This is a genomic window from Nocardioides sp. 31GB23, from assembly GCF_040012395.1.
In the GTDB taxonomy this organism is placed as follows: domain Bacteria; phylum Actinomycetota; class Actinomycetes; order Propionibacteriales; family Nocardioidaceae; genus Nocardioides; species Nocardioides salarius.
Map to the genome: position 1 here is coordinate 44541 of NZ_JBDYKJ010000024.1, position 16471 is coordinate 61011.

The following is a 16471-nucleotide window of genomic DNA, read 5'->3' on the forward strand; positions in this document are numbered from 1 at the left end:
CTCAGTCCTGGCCGAGGTGGAAGGAGAACACGGTGAGCAGCGAGTCGTCGGCGCCCACGCCGTCGTCGAAGGCCCGGAACTCCTGCTCGCGCTCGAGCGAGCGGATCGTCTGCGCCTGCTGCAGGAACACCTCGTCGAGGGTCCTGCCGCGCACCGCGCCGAACGCCGACGCGCGGGCGTTGGCCAGCTGCACCGAGTCGTTGGCCAGCCCGGTCTGCCCGGCCCCGGTCGCCAGCGAGCCGAGGATGCCGGTGCCGCCGCTCTCCCGGGTGCCGAGGTCGACCAGGACCCGCTGGAGGTCGGCCTGCAACCGCGCCTCGGACTCGCCGAGGTCGCCGGTGGCGGCGGTGATGTTGGTCCCGATGGTGCGCAGCGCGTCGCCGACGGCACCGCCCAGGCGCGACTCCGCCTGGCGGACCTGCCGGTCGAGGCCGGCGCGCTGGCCCTGGATGCGGCGTCCGCCCTGGGCGACGATGCGCTCGGCGGCACGGTCGGCCCCCTGGCTCAGGGAGCCGAAGAGCTCGGCGACGCGCTCGTCGGCCTTGCCCCGGGCCCCGTCGGTGGCCTCGATGCTGCGACCGATCTCCCCGCCGGTGCCGTCGAGCGCCTTGCGGGCCTCGGCGAAGGCCTTGTCGACCTCCTTCTCGAGCCCGGCCTGGTTGCAGGCCACGCGCTGGTAGGCGAAGCGCAGGGCGTCGACCGAGCCCGCGGGCTCGCGGCCGGTGAGGTCGTCGCAGGAGGGCACCTCCGCCTGCGCGCCCAGCGCGGCCACCCGGGCCACCAGGCCGCGCAGGTCGGCGACGTCGACGGTGTCGTCGATCGCCTCCCCCAGCTCGACCAGCGCGCCGTCGACCGAGGTGCGCAGGCTCGCGAGCGCCCGCGCCACCGAGCCGTCGCCGTCGACGGCCGAGGTCTGCTGCACCGAGACCCACGCCGCCCGCACCGACTGCAGGCGCTGGGCGAGCGTCGTTCCCCCGGCGCAGCCGGCGGCAGCGCGGGCGGCGTCGATGCGGGTGACGAGTCCCTGCTGCAGCTGCTCGAGGACGTCGGCGGGGATGCGTGAGGTGTCGGTGACGTCGGCGAGCCCGGGGATGGCGCACACGGCCGAGGTCAGTGCCTGGGCGCGCTGGGCGATGCTGCCGTCGACGTCGGGGGTGCCGACGGCCTCGGCCTGGGCGCCGGCCAGGGCGTGGATGTCGGCGAAGGCGGACTGCAGGCCGGTGGCCGCGCCGGGCTGCAGCAGGGTCTTGAGCGACTCCAGCGAGTCGACCAGCGAGCCCAGCAGCAGCGCCAGGGGCCGCACCGGCTGGCCCGAGCCGCCGAGGATCTCGTCGGCGGCGGCCTCCACCGAGGCCAGCTCGTCGACGACCGTGGCCATCGACTCGCCCAGGTCGTCGACCGCGCCGGCGTCGAGGCGACCGGCCAGGTCGGTCCCGAAGAGCGAGAGCACGTCGGCCTGCTCGGCCAGGCGCTCGCGCGCCGCGGCCAGCACGCACACGGCGGAGGTGGCCTCGGGCCCGCAGTCGGCGAGCTCGTCGGCCGAGCCGATCTGGCGCGCCAGGTCGTCGGCGATCGAGGCGCGGCAGGCGCCGCTGGCGTTCGACAGGGTGCTCAACCGGCTGCTGACGGCGGCGAGCTGGCCGTAGACGGTCGGTGCGGACAGGTCGCGGCCGAGCTCGACCCGGCACCCCTCGGCGCCGTCCTGCGGCGTGGGGGGCTTGATCCTGGCGGGGTCGCCGAGCACGTCCTTGACCTCGGTGAGGCTGGAGGAGAGCGCCTGGACGGCGTCGTCCTGCACACCGCCGAGCTGCTCGCCCAGCGACCCGTCGAGCCGGGCCAGGTCGGCCGACAGGCCGCCGAGCTGCTCGCTGACACCGACCGAGGAGCTCTGCAGGTCGGCGATGGTCTGCGCACCCAGCCGCTCGGCAGAGTCGGAGAGCCGGGTCTCGATGTCGGTGAGCACGGCGCCGGCCTGGGTCAGCACGCTCGTGACGTCGCCGATGACCTCGATCGTGCGCGCCTCGGTGTCGATGGCCCCGCCCCGGTCGTCGCTGAACGCCTCGTCGAGCAGGCCCGTCAGCGAGGTGTCGGTCACCAGGCCGGGCTGCACGCCGATGTCGAAGGACGGCACCTCGAAGTCGTCGGTGTCGAGCACCAGGCGGAAGGTCGCGCTCGGCGCCAGGCGCGGGGGCGCCAGCATCGTGGCCCACTGCACCCGCGGCTCGCCGCCACCGCCACGGCTCAGCACGCCGTTGGTCACGTCGTCGTCGCCCTCCTCGCCGGTGACCACCTCGGCCAGGCTGCCCTCCCCCAGCACGGCCGAGGCGACGACGGTGAGCGGCACCCCGACCAGGGCGAACTGCGAGCGCTGCACGCCGCCGGCGTCGTAGGTGACCTCCTCGGGGCGCACGGTGGTGTTCTGCACGGTCAGGTCGAGGACCACCCGGCCGCTGCGGCCGGCGATCTCGCCGAGGTCGGTGCCGGCCTCGTCGCCGAGCCGGTAGGCGGTCTGGATGCGCACCGGCAGCTCCTCAGCCGCCTCCTGGGCGTCGAGGGCGGTCTGCAGCGCCTCACCACCCTCCTCGCCGCGGCGCACCGACGTCGACTCGACGGCGGTCAGGGCCCCGTCGGTGCCCAGCCGCACGTCGACCTGCTGCAGCACCTGCTCGCCCACGGCCTGCGCGGGCGCGCCGCCGGCCGAGAGCAGCGCCCCCGCCAGGGCGACGGCGAGGGAGGCCCGCACGGTGCGACCGGCGCGGGAGGGACGGATCGCGGCGTGGCGCGCGACGGACATGGGGGGCTCCTCGAGACTCAGGCCGGCCCCTCACCGACGCAGGGAGCCGATCGGGTTCCTGCTCGCCAGGGCCGTCCGGCAAACCAATGTCTAGACATCATGGGTCATCGCGACGGGCGCCGTCGGGTCTTCCCACGATCTGCGTGTCCCGGGCCCGGGGTGCTGCCCGCGTCGCCCTCCCTAGGGTGGGCGCATGTCGCTCACCCTCACCGAGGCCCGCGCCCGCTCCGCGCAGGTCACCGACGTCTCCTACGACATCGACCTCGACCTGCGCGACCACGCCGGCGAGACCTTCGGCTCCACGACGACCCTGACCTTCACCACCGCCGCGCCGAGCACGTTCGTCGAGCTCACCGACGCCCGCGACCTCGTCGTCAGCGTCGACGGCCGGGCCGTGGAGGCGGCGTACGACGGGCGGCGGATCACGCTCGAGGGCCTGCCGGTCGGGACGCCCGTGTCGGTGCGGGTCGAGGCGCGGCTGCCCTACGTCAGCGACGGCGACGGCATGCACCGGATGACCGACCCCGTCGACGGCGAGACCTACGTGTCGGCCTACCTCTCCCTCGACATCGCGCAGCGGGTCTTCGCCTGCTTCGACCAGCCCGACGTCAAGGCCACGATGGCCGTCGCGGTCTCGGCCGACCCGCGCTGGCAGGTGATCGGCAACGGGCGGGTGACCTCGAGCGAGGACGGCCGCTGGGTCTTCGCCACGACGCCGCGGCTGTGCCCCTCGCTGTTCGTGGTGTGCGCCGGGCCGTGGCACTCGGTGACCTGGGAGCACGCCGGGCTGCCGTTCGGCTGGCACGCGCGCGCGTCGTTGGCCGCCGAGCTCGACCGCGACGCCGACGAGCTGCGACGCACCACCGACGACTGCTTCGACCACTACGCGACGCTCTTCGACGAGCCCTACCCCTTCGACTCCTACGACCAGCTCTTCGGCCCCGGCCACAACTGGGGCGCGATGGAGACCCCCGGCTGCGTGACCTACCGCGACGAGCTGCTGCCGCGCGGGCGGGTCACCGACGACCAGCGCTCGCGCCGCGCCACCGTCATCGCCCACGAGATGGCGCACATGTGGTTCGGCAACCTGGTGACGATGCGCTGGTGGGAGGACACCTGGCTCAACGAGAGCTTCGCCGACTACATGGGCTACCGGGTCGCGGCCGAGGGGGCGGGCTTCGGCGGCACGCTCGTGGTGCACGAGGCGACCCGCAAGCCCGCGGCGTACGTCGCCGACGAGCGGCGCTCGACCCACCCGGTCGCGCCCGCGCCGGAGGACGTGCCCGACGTCGACAGCGCCTTCACCAACTTCGACTCGATCTCCTACGCGAAGGGCAACTCGTGCCTGCGCCAGCTGGTGACCTGGCTGGGTGACGACGACTTCCTCACCGGTGTCAACGCGCACCTGACCCGGCACCGCTTCGGCAACGCCACCCTCGACGACCTCGTGGCGGCCCTCGACGCGGCCTCGCCGCGCGACGTGCTCGGGTGGGCGGAGGCCTGGTTGCGCCGCACCGGCTTCGACACGATCGCGGTGCGCCGAGGAGACGACCAGGTGCCGGTGCTGGTGCGCGAGGGCGTGCGTCCGCACCGCTTCTCGGTCAGCGCCCTCGACGCCGACGGCGCGCTCGTGGCGACCCGGGTGGTCGACCTCGCCGACGAGGAGGTGGCGCTGACCGGGTGGGCCGGGCTGGCGGTGGTGCCCAACAGCCAGGGCGAGACCTTCGCCCGGCTGCGGCTCGACGCCACCTCGGCCGATGTGGTCGCCCGGCGCCTCGGGTCGGTCGAGGACGAGCTGACCCGCACGGTGCTGTGGGCGCACGCCTTCGACGAGGTCCGCACCCGGGCGCTCCCGGTGTCCGGCTTCCTCGACCTGGTCGAGCGGCACCTGCCCGGCGAGCCGCGGCCGGCGCTGGTCTCGGCGGTGCTCGACCGTGCGCTGGGCCCGGTGCTCACCCGCTCCACCCCGGCCGCCGAGGCGCCCGCGGTGGTCGACCGGGTGGCCGCGGCCTGCCGCTCGGCGCTGGCGGCCACCGCCGACGACCAGGTGGTGATCGCGCTGACCCGTGGCCTGGCAGCGACCAGCCGCGACGCCTCCGCACTGCTCGGCTGGCTCGCGGCCGGGCGCACCGACGCCGGGGTCGACCTCGACCCCGGACTGCGCTGGTCGACGGTGGCGCGTCTCGCCAGGCTGGGTGCGCTCGACGAGGCCGGCATCGAGGCCGAGCGGCAGCGCGACCAGACCTTCGCCGGCGAGCTGGGCGCCGCCCGCGCGCTCGCTGCCCGCCCGAGCGCCGAGGCCAAGGCCGCGGCCTGGGCCACGATGAGCGCCCCCGACGTCTCGAACCGGGTCTTCGAGGCCGCCGCCCAGGGCTTGTGGGACCCCGAGCGCGTCGGGCTGTGCACGGCGTACGTCGACGCCTACCTGGCCGACTCCCCCGCCATCTGCGAGCGCCGCGGCCAGGGCTTCTCGCTGGTCGTGGGCCGCAACGCCTTCCCGGCGGTGCAGCTCAGCCCCGCGCAGCGCCAGCGTCTCGCCGACTCCCTGGCCTCGGGCTCGGTGCCCACCGTGCTGTCCCGGCTGTGGAACGACCAGCTCGACGACCTCGGCTGACCCGGCCCAGATCTCACGCTGACCCGGCCCAGACTTCGCGCTGACCCGGCCCGAACCTGCAGCTCAGTCGCGGGTCACGGTCGTGGGCACGTCACCGGGTCTCGACACGCTCCGTCGCGGCCTCGTCCCTCGGCCGCGGTCGCTGCTCGACCACCGACGATCGCTGCCGCAGGCTCGGCAGCGATCAGGCGTGGCCGTCGAACATCGAGGTGACCGAGCCGTCCTCGAACACCTCGCGGATGGCGCGGGCCACCAGCGGGGCGATCGAGAGGATGGTCAGCTTGTCGAAACGGCGGTCCTCGGAGATCGGGAGGGTGTCGGTGACGATGACCTCGACCGCCGGGCTGTTCTTGAGCCGGTCGACGGCGGGGTCGGAGAGGATCGCGTGGGTCGCGGCGATGACCACACCCGCGGCGCCGTCGGCCATCAGGGCCTCGGCGGCCTTCACGATGGTGCCGCCGGTGTCGATCATGTCGTCGGTGAGGACGCAGATCTTGCCCGCGACCTCGCCCACGACGCGGTTGGCGACGGTCTCGTTGGGCCGGTCGGTGCGGCGGGTCTTGTGGATGAAGGCCAGCGGTACGCCACCGAGCTTGGCCGACCAGCGCTCCGCGACCTTGATCCGGCCTGCGTCGGGCGAGACGACGGCGAGCGGCTGGTCGCCGTACTTCTCGTTGACGTAGTCGGTGAGGATCGGCAGCGCCATCAGGTGGTCGACGGGGCCGTCGAAGTAGCCCTGGATCTGGTCGGCGTGCAGGTCGACGGCGATGAGCCGGTCAGCGCCGGCGGTCTTGAAGAGGTCGGCCATCAGGCGCGCCGAGATCGGCTCGCGGCCGCGGTGCTTCTTGTCCTGGCGGGCGTAGCCGTAGAAGGGCATCACCACGGTGATGCGCTTGGCGCTGGCGCGCTTGAGCGCGTCGACCATGATCAGGTGCTCCATGATCCACTCGTTGATCGGAGCGGTGTGGCTCTGGATCACGAACGCGTCGCAGCCGCGCACCGACTCCTCGTAGCGCACGTAGATCTCGGAGTTGGCGAACTCGTAGGCCGAGGTCGGGACCAGCTCGGTCTCGAGGATGCCCGCGACCTCCTCGGCGAGCGCCGGGTGTGCCCGACCGCTGAAGACCATGAGGTTCTTCTCGGTGGTCTTCTTGTATCCGGTCACGAGCAGCTCCTGGGTCGCCGACGGGTGGGGTGCGCCCGACAGTCTGCCCCGCGGACGGTCGGCCGCGAAACCCGAGACCGGGCTGCGCCGCCCCGTGTGACCGACGTGACGCGCAGTCTTTGCCTAGGCCGACCCCGGGGCCCCTCCGGAGCCCTCTCCCGACCCCTCGGCGCGGGCCGCGGCCTCGGCCTGGGCGGTGCCCGCGCGCCGCTGCTGGGCCCACCGCTCGATCACCCGCATCGGCCCCGCGCTCAGCGCCAGCGCACCCGCCGGCACGTCGCCTCGTACGACGGTGCCGCCGCCGGTGCTGGCGCCGTCGCCGATGGTCACCGGCGCGACGAACGTGTTGTTGGAGCCGGTGCGGGCGTGCCGCCCGACGGTGGTGCGGTGCTTGGCCACACCGTCGTAGTTGGCGAAGATCGTGCCGGCCCCGATGTTGGTGCCCTCGCCGATCTCGGCGTCGCCGACGTAGGACAGGTGCGGCACCTTGGCGCCTGCGCCGATGACGGCGTTCTTGGTCTCGACGAAGCCGCCGATCTTGCCGCGCTCGCCCAGCCGGGTGCCCGGGCGCAGGTAGGAGAACGGGCCGACGTCGGCCTGCTCGCCCACCACGGCGAGCTCGCCGTGCACCCGCACGACGCGGGCCCCGACGCCGATCTCGCAGTCCTTGAGCGTGGAGTCGGGGCCGATGACGGCGTCCTCGCCGACCACGGTCGCGCCGAGCAGCTGGGTGCCCGGCAGCAGCACCACGTCGGGGGCGAGCACCACGTCGGCGTCGATCCAGGTCGTGGCGGGGTCCATCACGGTGACGCCCTCGCGCATCCAGCGCTCGACGATGCGGGTGTTGAGCTCGCGGCCCAGCTCGGCGAGCTGGGCGCGGTCGTTCGCGCCCTCGGTCTGGCGCACGTCGTCGATCGGGTGGGCGCCGACGGTCAACCCGGCCTCGCGCGCCAGGCCCAGCAGGTCGGTGAGGTAGTACTCGCCGTTGGCGTTGTCGTTGCCCAGCCGCGGCAGCGCCTCGTGCAGGAACGCCGCGTCGAAGGCCATGATCCCGGAGTTGATCTCGCGGATCTCGCGCTGGTCGGTCGAGGCGTCCTTCTGCTCCACGATCGCCACGACCTCACCGTCCTCGTCGCGCACCACCCGGCCGTAGCCGAACGGGTCGTCGACCACGCCGGAGAGCACGCTGACCGCACGCTGCGCCGCCTCGTGCTCGGCCACGAACGCGCGCAGGCTCTCGGCGGTCAGCAGCGGGGTGTCGCCGTAGGCGACCAGCACGGTGCCCTCGCGGGCGTCGGCCGCCTCGACCCCCACGCGGACGGCGTGGCCGGTGCCGGCCTGCTCCTCCTGCACCGCGAGCAGCGCCTCGGGGGCGAGCTCGGCGATGTGGGCACCGACCTGGTCGCGCTGGTGGCCGATCACCGCGACCACCCGGCGCGGCGCGCAGCCGTGGACGGCCACCAGCACGTGGCCCACCATGCTGCGCCCGCCGATGGGGTGCAGGACCTTGGCGGTCTTCGACCGCATCCGTGTCCCGCCGCCGGCGGCGAGGACGATCACGGTCAGGTCGTGCAGCACGGGGTCGGCCACGGGTTCTCCGAATCAGCGGGGGGCAGGAGCGCGCTCACTGTAGAGCCCGCAGGTGAAGCGCGCTCAGGTAGCGCGATCCTGGGCGACGTGGCCGAGGATCCAGGTCGCCACCGACGCGGTGACGGCACCGACCAGGCCGATGCCGACGAGCATCAGCGCCACCGCCACGAAGCGGCCCTCGGTGGTGACCGGGTAGTGGTCGCCGTAGCCGACGGTCGTCACGGTGGTCGCCGCCCACCACAGCGAGTCGCCGAAGCCGGTCAGGTTGGCGCCGGGGGCGCCGCGCTCGGCGTCGAGCACGGCGAGCGCGCCCAGCCCGACCGCCAGGGTGGAGGCGACCGACACGTAGACCAGCACCCGGCCGGCCAGCGACGAGGCGGCCGAGCGGTCGAGCATCCGCACCAGCGTCAGCAGGCGCAGCAGCCGCAGCGGGCGCAGCAGGGGCAGGGCGACCAGCGCGACGTCGTACCAGTGCCGCAGGGCGTAGGCCCGGGCGTCGGGCGCCAGCACCAGCCGCACCGCGAGGTCGACCGCGAAGGCGATCCACACCGCGTAGGAGACCGCGGTCAGGACGGTGGCGACGTCGGCGTCGAGCCGCGGGTCGAGCACCGGCCAGGCGTAGGCGACCAGGAAGGCCAGGGCCAGCAGGACCAGCGGCACCTCGGAGCGTCGCTCCCACCGCTCGACGCGGCTCACCGCAGCGCCACCGGGTCCGGCTCGCCGGTCTGGACCCGCCACAGCGCGGCGTACGCCCCGTCGGCGGCCAGCAGCTCGTCGTGGGTGCCCGCCTCGGTGACGCGCCCGGCGTCGAGGACCCAGATGCGGTGCGCGTGGCGCACCGTCGAGAGCCGGTGGGCCACCACGAGGGCGGTGCAGCTGCGGGTGGCCACCCGCAACGAGCGCTGGATGGCCGCCTCGGTCTCGTTGTCGACCGCGCTGGTCGCCTCGTCGAGCACCAGCACGCTGGGCCGGCGCAGCAGCGCACGCGCCAGGGCGAGGCGCTGGCGCTGGCCGCCCGAGAGGGTCACACCGCGCTCGCCGACCAGGGTGTCGAAGCCGGCGGCGGTGGCCTCGACGAAGTCGCGGGCGGTGGCGGCCTCGGCGGCCGCGACGACCTCCTCGCGGGAGGCCTCGGGTCGCCCGTAGGCGATGTTGTCGGCGATCGTGCCGGCGAACATGTAGACGTCCTGGGCGACGTAGGCCATCGACCCGCGCAGGGAGTCCCAGTCGAGGTCGCGGGTGTCGTGGCCGTCGAGCAGCACGCTGCCCTCGCGCGGGTCGTCGAAGCGCAGCACCAGGCGCAGCAGCGTGGACTTGCCCGACCCGGTCGCGCCGACGATCGCGTGCGTCTCCCCCGCCGGCACCACCAGGTCGACGCCGTGCAGCACGTCGGGGCCGTCGGCGTACCCGGCCCGGACGCCGCGCAGCTCGATGCGCCCCTGGACCGGACGGGCCAGCGCGGTGCTGCCGGCCGGCACCGAGACCGGCACCGCCAGCAGGGCCAGGATCCGCTGGGTCGAGGCCCGCCCGCGCTGGTAGAGGTCGAGCACGGTGGCGACCTCGGTGAGCGGCCACAGCAGCCGCTGGGTCATGAACACCAGCACCGAGTAGAGCCCGACGGCCAGGTCGCCGCGCAGCACCGACCAGCCGCCGAGCAGCAGCGTGCAGGTGAAGCCGGCCAGGATCGCCATCCGCACCAGCGGCACGAACGCGGCCGAGGAGCGGATCGCGGCGCGGTTGGCCTCGCGGTAGGCGCTGGAGACGCCCGCGATCCGCTCGCGCTCACGGTCCTCGGCGGTGAAGGCCTTGATGGTCGCGACCCCCGCCAGGTTGGCGGCCAGCGCGCCGGACAGGTCGGCCACCGCGTCGCGCACCCGGGCGTAGAGCGGCTCGAGCCGGCGCTGGAAGACCAGCGAGCCGACCACGATCACCGGGATGGGGGTGAAGGCCAGCAGCAGCAGCGTCCACGACGAGGCCGCGAAGACGGCGCCGACGAGCAGCACGTTGAGCACCGTCTGCAGGATCGCCGGCGCGCCGACGTCGAGGAAGCGCTCGAGCTGGTTGACGTCGTCGTTGAGGGTGGCCAGGGTCGAGCCGCTCGAGCGCGACTCGTGCCACGACATGTCGAGGTGCTGGGCGTGGTCGTAGGCCTCGACGCGCAGGTCGTGCTCGACGCCCTGGGCCAGGCCCCGCCACAGCACGTCGGCGGCGTACTGCGAGGCCGACTCGACGATCCAGACCACGACGTTGATCGCGGCCAGCCACCCCAGCTGCGCGTAGCGCGACTCCACCCCCAGCACCGCGCCCACCAGGGAGTCGTCGCCGCGCACGACGACGTCGACCGCCGCGCCGATCAACAGCTCGGGCACCACGTCGGCGACCTTGTTGAGCGTCGACATGACGACGGCCAGGACGAAGCGGCGCCGGTAGGCGCGGTGGCGCTGCCACAGCGCCTGCAACGGCCGGTCGGGGGTGGTCGCGCTCATATTAGGTGACCCTAAGCCAACGGGTCCGACCGGTCGCGGTGGGGCTACTCGGCCTCGACCACGTCGATGAGGAACCACAGGGTCGCGTTGCCGGGGATGTCGGGCGGGCTGCCCTGCGTGCCGTAGCCGTAGGCCGGCGGGATCTGCAGCAGCACCCGGCTGCCGACCGGCACGCCGTCGAGGCCGATGCTCCACCCGGGGATCAGTCCGCTGAGCGGAGAGACGAGCGGCTCGCCGCGCGAGTAGCTCTCATCGAACGGCGCGTCGGCGTCGTACGTCGCGCCGAGGTAGTCGACGGTGACGGTGTCGGAGGCCTTCACCTTCGCCCCGTCGCCCTCCTCGAGCACGACCCGCTGCACGGGGGTGTCGAGCGCGGGCTCGTCGATGCCCTCGAAGTCGAGGCCGACGGGGTCGCCGCCCTCGCTGACCACGCTGGGCTGGCTGTCGGGCGCGGCGTCCTCGGCCTGGTCGCTCGACGGCGTCGGCGCGACCTCCTGCTCCTCCACCAGGTCCATCACGACCACCACGCTGTCGTCGGCGCCCAGCCCGAGGGAGTTGCTCTCGGCGCCCGGGCCCAGCAGGTCGGTGGGCGTGGTGACCGCCACGACCCGCGAGCCGTACGTCGCGCCGTCCATCATCTCGAGGAAGACCTCGCCGACCTGCTCGTCGTTGGGGATCGACTCCGGCGCGCCGTTGTCGTAGTCGCTGAAGACGTCCTCCTGCGTGCTGCCGTTGCCGACGTACACGTAGGTGCTCACCGTGGCGCCCTCGGCGATCTCCTCCCCGTCGCCCTCGACCAGGGTCTCGACCGTCGTCTCCTCCGGCTGCTCGATGGCCCCGCTCCACTCGGCGGTGAGGCTCTCGCCCACCTCGCCGGTGAAGCTGACCTCCTCGGGGCCCCCGGAGGAGCCGGACGAGCCGGTCGCCTCGTCGGCGGAGTCGGACTCGGAGCCGCAGGCCGCCAGGCCGGACAGCAGGACGACGGCGCACAGGGCGGCCAGGGGACGCGAGCGTCGGAGCACGGGCTTCTCCACATCGGAGGGGCGGGGGTCGGGGCGCGAGGGCCCCGGGTCGGGGTCGAACCTACGTCGCCGGTCCTCGCCCCGGCCCGGGCGGGCTCCCCGCACGCGCCCGGTGGTGGCCCCCTACGGTGTGCCCATGACCGCTGTGGGAGACCCCGGACCGTTCTCGGCGCACCTCGGGTTCCGGGTGGTGCGCGCCGACCCCGCGGGCGCCGTCGTGGAGGCCGACCCCGGCCCCGAGCACCTCAACGGCGGCGGCATCCTGCACGGCGGCTACCTCAGCGCCCTGCTCGACAGCGCCACCGGTTGGGCGGTCCACGCCGCCGGACCCGAGGGCATGATCGCGCCGCACGTGCAGCTGAGCTCGCAGTTCGTGCGGGCCGGCGTGGCCGGGGAGCCGCTGGTGTGCACCGCGACCTGCACGAGCAGGGGCGGGCGGATCTGCACGACCCAGGGCGAGATCACCCAGGCTGGTCACGTCATCGCCCGCGCCATCGGCACGCACGCGGTGATCTCGCGGGGCTGACCCGGAGCCTTCGAGCTGAGCTCCCCGGGTAGGAGTCGAACCTACGTCGCTAGTCCTGATTCAAAGTCAGGCGGGCCCTGCCGGCAGACCAACCGGGGAATGAGGACACCACCCTAGGGTCCTCGTGGCCCGACGGGTGGGGGTGGTCGGGTCTAGGGTCGATCGCGTGGACCTGCCCGTGATGCCGCCGGTGCGGCCGATGCTCGCCAAGTCCGTCAAGGGCGTGCCCGACCCCGAGAAGCACGGCGGGCTGTCCTTCGAGCCCAAGTGGGACGGCTTCCGCTGCCTGGTGTTCAAGGACGGCGACGAGGTCGAGCTGACCAGCCGCAACACCAAGCCGCTGACCCGCTACTTCCCCGAGCTCGTCACGGCGGCGCGCGAGCAGCTGCCCGAGCGCTGCGTGCTCGACGGCGAGGTGTTCGTGGCGCTCCCGACGCCCGACGGCGGCCAGCGCCTGGAGTTCGAGGTGCTGCAGGAGCGCATCCACCCCGCCGCCTCCCGCGTCGACATGCTCTCGGAGAAGACACCGGCCGGCTTCGTGGCCTTCGACCTGCTCGCCCTGGGCGGCGAGTCCTACGTCGACCGGCCCTTCGCCGAGCGCCGCGCCGCGCTCGAGGAGGCCCTGGCCCACCTCTCCGACCCCGGGGCCGCCGGGCCGTGCCACCTGACCCGCACCACGACCGACCCTGCCGTGGCCGAGCGGTGGCTGGAGCAGTTCGAGGGTGCCGGGCTCGACGGCGTCGTGGCCAAGCCGCTCGGGGCGGCGTACGTCGAGAACGCGCGCACGATGCTGAAGATCAAGCACGAGCGCACCGCCGACGTGGTGCTGGCCGGCATGCGCGAGCACAAGACCTCCACGCCGGAGCGGCCGCTGCTCGGCAGCCTGCTGCTGGGGCTGTGGAGCGAGGGCGACGACGGGCCGGTGCTGCAGCACATCGGCGTCAGCGCCAGCTTCACCGAGAAGCGACGCGCCGAGCTGTGGGACGAGCTCTCCGAGCTGGCCTGCCCGATCGAGGAGCACCCGTGGGCGCGCTGGCACGAGGGCGCGATCGCCAACCCCGACCGGGTGCCGGGCACCCAGAGCCGCTGGAGCGCCGGCAAGGACCTCTCGTTCGTGCCGCTGCGCCCCGAGCGGGTGCTGGAGGTCAAGTACGACCACATGGAGGGGCGCCGCTTCCGCCACACCGCGCACTTCAAGCGCTGGCGCGACGACCGGGACCCCACCTCCTGCGGCTACGAGCAGCTCGACGAGGTCACCGGCTACGACCTCGACCAGGTGCTCGGACAGGGGTAGGTCCGGGCCGTTGCGGGACTACGATGGAGCCATGGCCGACTACGACGTCGTACTCCTGATCGAGAAGGCGCTCTCCACCGCCGACGCCACCCAGGTGCGCTCGCTGCACACCGAGCTGACCGCGGAGGGCGAACGGGTGCGCTACCACGTGCTGCTGCCGCTCGAGGACGCCGCGGCGCGCGTGGAGGCCGCGATGGGCTCGCTCTCGGGCGGCGAGATGCTGGCCTCGCCGGCCATGACGATGTCGGAGATCGACCTCGACGCCGTGCGCCAGGACTGCCGCGAGCGCTCCGAGGCCGAGCTCGGCGCGACCCTGGAGCACCTGCGCCGCGCCGGCGCCGAGGCGACCGGACGGATCATCACCGAGCCCCCGGTCGACGCGCTGGCCGCCGAGGTGGCCGCCGTCGACGGCCGTGAGGCGATCGTGCTGACCCGGCCCCACATCGTCGCCGAGCTCTTCCACCTCGACTGGACCTCGCAGGCCCGCCGCAAGCTGGGCGTGCCGGTGCTGCACCTGCTCGAGCACGAGACCTTCGACGAGCAGGCCGGCGGGCCCGAGGGCATCAGCGGCGCCTGAGCGGGCGGCGTACGCCGGCTGGAGCGGCTAGAACTCGTAGCCGAAGCGCTCGAGGTCGGCCGCGAAGACCTCGGCCACCCGGTCGCGCATCTCGTCGGTGTACTGCACCCGGTAGTCGCTGCTGGGCCCGGTGTTGGCATGCATGGTCGTGCCGGGCCAGGCCAGCTCGAGCCGGTCGAAGACCTCGTGCAGGTCAGCGTCGAAGCGCTCCTGGCGGCCGATGAAGTCGGCCTCGCGCTGCTTGGTGCGCAGGTAGCTGACCTGGGTGCGCCGCAGCTCGCGCTGCTCCTGGGTGCCGCGCAGCACGAACGCCTCGAAGTCGGGGCAGGTCGCGAGCACCCGCTTCCACAGCCGGTTGTGGTCCATCTGGTTGGCGGCCTTCTCGACGCCCGCCGCCGCGTCGGCCTCGGCGCGCTTGATCATCGCCCACCACGAGTAGAGCCGCGCCCACGGGTTGCGCACGAAGCCGAAGACGAAGTAGTCCGACAGCTCGGGGTAGGTGCGCAGCGCCGGACCGAGCCGGGCGTGGCGGCCGCCGCCGAGCCCGGGCAGGAACTCGAAGTCGGGCAGCGCCTCCTGCAGCATCCGGTCGATGGTGATGCCACCGGTCTTCTGCACGTGCACGAACAGCACGCGGGCCGAGTGCGAGACCATCATGGGCGCAAAGTACCAGCGCCTCGTCGCCCGCAGACCGCACCCGCGGTGTTACCAAACCCTGGACCGATTGTGGATGAGGCGTTCCCCCACGTCGCCGGTTCCGCTCCTAGTGTTGAGCCATGAGGTCGCCGGGGGGCGGCCTCACCGGTCGGACCGGGGAGCATGCCGCGATTCTGGGGGGAACGCGGACTCGCTCCGGACCGACCAGCGCGTCCGAGAATCCGGGGGGAGACTCGGACGCAGAGACGGGAGCCCGTCCGGTGCAGCTGAGACTCCGCCGGGCGGGCCCTTTCCGTTCTCAGGCCCCGCCGGCCGCCGGCGTCAGTCCTCGATGCGGTTGCCGTCGGCGTCCCAGTGCCCGGCCACCTTCTTGCTCGGCTGCACCCGCGGCGGCTCACCCGGCATCTTCGGGTGGTCCGGCGGGTAGGGCATCTCTCCCCCGGGCAGCTCCTCGTAGAGGTCGAGCAGCGGCTGGATCGAGAACGCCTCGTCGTCGATGCCGGCCCACGGGTCACCGCCGTCGGCGAGCCGCTCGGGCACCGTGAAGAGGTTCAGCTCGCGCGGGTCGACGATCCCGGCCAGGTCGTCCCACGACAGCGGTGTCGAGACCGGTGCGCCGGGCAGCGGACGCAGCGAGTACGCCGAGGCGATGGTGCGGTCGCGGCAGTTCTGGTTGTAGTCGACGAAGATCCGCTCGCCCCGCTCCTCCTTCCACCAGGCCGTGGTCACCTGCTCGTCACGGCGCTCCAGCGCACGGCCGAAGCCGATGGCGGCGTGCCGCACGTCGAGGAACTCCCAGCGCGGCTCGATGCGCACGTAGACGTGCACACCCCGGTTGCCCGACGTCTTCACGTACGCCGTGAGTCCCAGCTCGGCGAGCAGCTCGCGCGCCACCCCGGCCACCCGCACGGCGTCGGCGAAGCTCGTGCCGGGCTGCGGGTCGAGGTCGATGCGCAGCTCGTCGGGGTGGTCGACGTCGTCGCGGCGCACCGGCCAGGGGTGGAAGGTCAGCGTGCCCATGTGGGCACACCACACGGGCACCGCGATCTCGGTGGGGCAGATCTCGTCGGCGGTGCGCCCAGAGGGGAACGTGACCGTGGCGGTCTCGAGGTAGTCGGGCGCCCCCTTGGGCACCCGCTTCTGGTAGAACGCCTCGGCCTTCGAGTCCTGCGGGCCGGTGGCCAGGCGCATGCCCTCGCGCACCCCCGAGGGCCAGCGCTCCAGCGCGGTGGGGCGGTCGCGCAGCGCGCGCATCAGCCCGTCCTCGACCGAGGCGACGTACTGCGCGACCATCAGCTTGGTCACCTCGGGCGTGCGCCCGGTCGCCTCGTAGATGATCCGGTCGGGGCTCGAGACGCGCACCGCGCGCCCGCCCGCCTGCACCTCGGCCGCGCTCGCCTTCGCCATGGCGCCACCCTAGGCGGCCCCGCCCCACCGTTGGTCGAGCAGCGAGGCGCCCTCCGTTGGTCGAGCAGCGAGGGCCGAAGGCTCGAGCGTCGCCGAGACCCCGCGAGTCCATGGCGTACGGCGAGCACGGCACTCACCGGGTCTCGGCGACGCTCCTCGCTGACGCTCGTCACTGCTCGACCAACGGCGGTCGTTGGTCGAGCGACGCCGAGACCCCGTGAGCCCATGGCGTACGGCGAGCGCGTCACTCACCCGGTCTCGGCGACGCTCCTCGCTGGCGCTCGTCACTGCTCGACCAACGGAGGCGACGCTCCTCGCTGGCGCTCGTCACTGCTCGAC

12 protein-coding genes and 1 tRNA gene are annotated in these 16471 nt (G+C 73.6%); 4 read left to right on the forward strand and 9 right to left on the reverse strand.

Going from position 1 to position 16471, the window contains the following annotated elements; genetic code table 11:
• Position 1: 1 nt before the first annotated feature.
• Entirely contained in the window at positions 2 to 2794 is a 2793-nt protein-coding gene (locus tag ABKW28_RS09785; RefSeq protein ID WP_348608815.1) for a hypothetical protein, read from the reverse strand.
• 193 nt (positions 2795 to 2987) lie between these two features.
• Between ABKW28_RS09785 and pepN the strand changes: the two genes are divergently transcribed.
• Positions 2988 to 5408 carry an aminopeptidase N gene (pepN, locus tag ABKW28_RS09790; protein WP_348608818.1) on the forward strand — a complete coding sequence of 807 codons (2421 nt, stop codon included), beginning with the start codon at positions 2988 to 2990 and terminating at the stop codon, positions 5406 to 5408.
• A gap of 184 nt (positions 5409 to 5592) precedes the next feature.
• Here pepN and ABKW28_RS09795 read toward each other — a convergent pair whose 3' ends face one another.
• The 5 genes from ABKW28_RS09795 to ABKW28_RS09815 form a co-directional block, all read right to left on the reverse strand.
• Positions 5593 to 6573 (reverse strand): ribose-phosphate diphosphokinase, encoded by a 981-nt coding sequence (locus ABKW28_RS09795; protein WP_193666954.1) that lies wholly within the window; start codon positions 6571 to 6573, stop codon positions 5593 to 5595.
• 123 nt (positions 6574 to 6696) lie between these two features.
• A complete protein-coding gene (gene glmU / locus ABKW28_RS09800) occupies positions 6697 to 8163 on the reverse strand; it encodes a bifunctional UDP-N-acetylglucosamine diphosphorylase/glucosamine-1-phosphate N-acetyltransferase GlmU (RefSeq protein WP_348608821.1) in 1467 nt (488 codons plus the stop codon).
• Positions 8164 to 8226: 63 nt separating this feature from the next.
• Positions 8227 to 8859 (reverse strand): potassium channel family protein, encoded by a 633-nt coding sequence (locus tag ABKW28_RS09805; protein WP_204797251.1) that lies wholly within the window; start codon positions 8857 to 8859, stop codon positions 8227 to 8229.
• Positions 8856 to 10649, reverse strand: coding sequence for an ABC transporter ATP-binding protein (locus ABKW28_RS09810; protein WP_348608824.1), 1794 nt, complete (start codon positions 10647 to 10649; stop codon positions 8856 to 8858). Before ABKW28_RS09810 ends, ABKW28_RS09805 begins: the two co-directional genes overlap by 4 nt.
• A 44-nt stretch (positions 10650 to 10693) precedes the next feature.
• Positions 10694 to 11776: an FKBP-type peptidyl-prolyl cis-trans isomerase gene (locus ABKW28_RS09815; protein WP_348608827.1), complete on the reverse strand. Its 1083-nt coding sequence runs from the start codon at positions 11774 to 11776 to the stop codon at positions 10694 to 10696.
• A gap of 31 nt (positions 11777 to 11807) precedes the next feature.
• Between ABKW28_RS09815 and ABKW28_RS09820 the strand changes: the two genes are divergently transcribed.
• A complete protein-coding gene (locus tag ABKW28_RS09820) occupies positions 11808 to 12197 on the forward strand; it encodes a PaaI family thioesterase (RefSeq protein WP_348608830.1) in 390 nt (129 codons plus the stop codon).
• A gap of 20 nt (positions 12198 to 12217) precedes the next feature.
• Here the strand turns inward: ABKW28_RS09820 and ABKW28_RS09825 are convergent.
• A tRNA-Gln gene (locus ABKW28_RS09825) sits at positions 12218 to 12296 on the reverse strand.
• A gap of 67 nt (positions 12297 to 12363) precedes the next feature.
• Here ABKW28_RS09825 and ABKW28_RS09830 point away from each other — a divergent pair.
• Positions 12364 to 13491 carry an ATP-dependent DNA ligase gene (locus tag ABKW28_RS09830; protein ID WP_193666950.1) on the forward strand — a complete coding sequence of 376 codons (1128 nt, stop codon included), beginning with the start codon at positions 12364 to 12366 and terminating at the stop codon, positions 13489 to 13491.
• A gap of 31 nt (positions 13492 to 13522) precedes the next feature.
• Entirely contained in the window at positions 13523 to 14068 is a 546-nt protein-coding gene (locus ABKW28_RS09835; RefSeq protein WP_341230705.1) for a hypothetical protein, read from the forward strand.
• 27 nt (positions 14069 to 14095) lie between these two features.
• Here the strand turns inward: ABKW28_RS09835 and ABKW28_RS09840 are convergent, their stop codons facing one another.
• Positions 14096 to 14725 (reverse strand): sulfotransferase family 2 domain-containing protein, encoded by a 630-nt coding sequence (locus ABKW28_RS09840; protein WP_193666948.1) that lies wholly within the window; start codon positions 14723 to 14725, stop codon positions 14096 to 14098.
• Between the two features lie 321 nt (positions 14726 to 15046).
• Positions 15047 to 16132: a DNA polymerase domain-containing protein gene (locus ABKW28_RS09845; RefSeq protein ID WP_348608833.1), complete on the reverse strand. Its 1086-nt coding sequence runs from the start codon at positions 16130 to 16132 to the stop codon at positions 15047 to 15049.
• Positions 16133 to 16471 lie beyond the last annotated feature (339 nt).

Excerpts from the sequence above, each read along its gene's own strand:
- ABKW28_RS09810 (WP_348608824.1), bottom strand. The coding sequence starts at position 10,649 with ATGAGCGCGACCACCCCCGACCGGCCGTTGCAGGCGCTGTGGCAGCGC.
- pepN (WP_348608818.1), top strand. The coding sequence starts at position 2,988 with ATGTCGCTCACCCTCACCGAGGCCCGCGCCCGCTCCGCGCAGGTCACC.
- ABKW28_RS09820 (WP_348608830.1), top strand. The coding sequence starts at position 11,808 with ATGACCGCTGTGGGAGACCCCGGACCGTTCTCGGCGCACCTCGGGTTC.
- ABKW28_RS09840 (WP_193666948.1), bottom strand. The coding sequence starts at position 14,725 with ATGATGGTCTCGCACTCGGCCCGCGTGCTGTTCGTGCACGTGCAGAAG.
- ABKW28_RS09845 (WP_348608833.1), bottom strand. The coding sequence starts at position 16,132 with ATGGCGAAGGCGAGCGCGGCCGAGGTGCAGGCGGGCGGGCGCGCGGTG.
- ABKW28_RS09835 (WP_341230705.1), top strand. The coding sequence starts at position 13,523 with ATGGCCGACTACGACGTCGTACTCCTGATCGAGAAGGCGCTCTCCACC.
- ABKW28_RS09785 (WP_348608815.1), bottom strand. The coding sequence starts at position 2,794 with ATGTCCGTCGCGCGCCACGCCGCGATCCGTCCCTCCCGCGCCGGTCGC.